The 2475-nt window shown below is 64.8% G+C and carries 1 protein-coding gene and 1 pseudogene; both read left to right on the top strand.

Annotated features, from left to right (window positions below; genetic code table 11):
* Positions 1-204: 204 nt before the first annotated feature.
* Positions 205-609 (top strand): annotated as a pseudogene (locus tag M8523_RS36165) (IS21 family transposase); the annotation flags it as partial.
* Positions 610-714: 105 nt separating this feature from the next.
* Positions 715-2364, top strand: coding sequence for an IS66 family transposase (locus M8523_RS36160; protein WP_282589622.1), 1650 nt, complete (start codon positions 715-717; stop codon positions 2362-2364).
* The last annotated feature ends 111 nt before the right edge of the window (positions 2365-2475 follow it).

Genomic DNA, 2475 nt, shown 5'->3' with positions numbered 1-2475 from the left:
CGCCGTCACGCCGCTGCCAGACCTTGTCCGAAAACGAGCTGCACCAGCCTGATTGCCCGCAGTTTTGCCCCTGTTACCAGTTTGGATCATAGGCTGTTGAATTTCGCTGAGAAGTGACCCAGCCGGCTCGGATTTCCATCGAGAATTAACCCATGCTTTCACCGCTCCGACGCGGTTTGCGCGGCGGGCTTCGGAGTTATCGACATGGAGTTATTGAGCGTCATCCGACGCTGGCATAACCGGGACCATTTCTCGCTTCGGGAGAACGCCCGGCGCACTGGCCTTTCAAGAAAAACGGTTCGCAAGTATCTGCGCCAGGATAGCGTTGAGCCTCGGTTCAACATCGCCGTCCGTCCAATCAAGCCCGACCCCTATGCGGACAAGCTGTCGGCGATGCTTCGCGTCGAGACGGGCAGGTCGCGCAAACAGAAGCGCACGATCAGGCAGTTGCAAGTCGATCTCGTCGGGACCGGCTACGAGGCCCCGTATAATCGGGTTGCGGCCTTTGCACGTGACTGGAAAGCGGCCCGACAGCGACAGCAACAGACCAGCGGTCGTGGCACATTCGTGCCCCTGGCGTTTGTGCCGGGGGAGGCCTTCCGGTCCGACTAGTTAGCCTGAACAATTCACGCCGGGGCTGGCAGATGTGTAAGCGGGGCAAATTCGCGGGCGGCGGGTCTTGCATGGACTTGCCCCGCGTGATTCACGCTGGCGATGTCGTTGCCGGAAATCGGATCGCTGGAAAGCCTGTCGCTCGCCGAATTGCGTGAGCTTGTCGGCGTTCTGATGGGGGAAGTTCGCCGGCTTCAGGCCGACAATCAGGCTCTGCGGGACGAGGTGGCGCGGCTGAAGGGACTGCCGCCGCGACCGCCGTTGCGGCCCTCGGGGATGGAGAAGGCGACCGGAGCGGCGTCGTCCGGCAAGACCGGCCGGCGCTCGCGACGGCGGCGCGGGGTCAAGCGGGACCGGGATGCGGTCACGGCCGAGGTCGTGCTCACCGCGTCGGTTCCGGGCGGGTCACGCTTCAAAGGCTACCAGGACATCCTGGTCCGCGATCTTCGCCTGTCGGCCGAAGTCGTGCGCTACCGGCGCGAACGCTGGGTAACACCGTCGGGAGAAACCGTGGTGGCGCGGCTGCCGGCTGGGATTGTTGGTGGGTTCGGACCCGCATTGCGGCGTTTCATCTTGGCCGCGCATGTCCAAGGCCAGGTGACGACGGAACGGCTGGTCGCCCTGCTGACGGGGATCGGGGTCGCGATCTCCAAGCGCCAGGTGGTCCGGTTGCTGACGGGGTCCTTGAACACTTTCATCGAGGAGGACCACGCGGTCCTGCAGGCGGGGCTGGCCACGGCCCGTTGGATCACGGTGGATGATACGGCGGCGCGGCATGGCCATGCTGACGGGTTTACCACGCAGGTCGGCGACGACCGGTTCACCGCCTTCCGCACCGGCCCCTCGAAATCGCGCCAGGCCTTCCTGTCGCTGCTGCGGGCCGGGCACACGGGCTATGTGATCAATGACGCGGCGCTCGGGGTCATGCGCGGTCTCTCCCTGGCCGGGCCGCTGTTGGCGCGGCTTGCGGCGCATCCAGCCAAGCGGTTCGCCGATGAGGCGACCTGGACGGCGCATCTGACCGCCCTGGGCATCAGCCAGCTCGACGTCACGCCTGACCCCGTGCGGGTCGCCACCGAGGGTGCGCTCTGGGGAGCCATCCGCGACCAGGGCCTGCTCACGAACACGGTTATCGTCTCTGATGGCGCCCGCCAGTTCCGCGTCGGCACCCATCCCTGCGGAGGCTTCCCGAACCTGCTTCGCAGGTCCAGGACCCAAGCCTCCTCCGCCCTGTGCTGGGTGCATGCCGAGCGTCTGGTCCACAAACTTGTTCCGGCAACGCCCGCGCAGCGCCGGGCGATCGAGACGACACAATCCCTGATCTGGTGGTTCTACGCCGACCTCAAGAGCTGGAAACGAGACCTCTGTCCACGGCGGGCTGCCGCGCTGCGGGCCCGTTTCGACCGGATCTTCAGGCGCCGAACCGGCTATCTGACGCTGGACAGGCTGATGGCCCGTCTGCACCGGCAAAAGGCGGATCTGTTGCGGGTCCTGCAGCATCCGGACATTCCGCTGCACACCAACGGATCGGAAAACGACATCCGGTCCTGCGTCACCAAACGCAAGATCTCCGGTGGCACGGTGAGCGATCGCGGCCGCACCGCCCGCAACGTCATGCTCGGCCTGATGAAGACCTGCGCGAAACTCGGCGTCTCTTTTTTCCGATACCTCGGCGACCGGCTCAACCTGCCAAGTGGCACCGCTGTCCCCCCCTTGCCCGACCTCGTCCGACAGGCTCAAGCCGCAATGTGACTGCCTGCGAATCTGCCCCGGTTACGGCAGATGTAGCTTAAGGCACTGACGTGATTTAGGATTTGGTTGTCTAAGCCGATCCCGTGTCATTTCAGGAAGCTACACCCGCCA

Source organism: Lichenifustis flavocetrariae (assembly GCF_026130545.1).
In the GTDB taxonomy this organism is placed as follows: Bacteria; Pseudomonadota; Alphaproteobacteria; order Rhizobiales; family Beijerinckiaceae; genus Lichenihabitans; species Lichenihabitans flavocetrariae.
The sequence above is the reverse complement of the archived record's forward strand: the minus strand, read 5'-3'. Positions and strand labels throughout refer to the sequence as shown.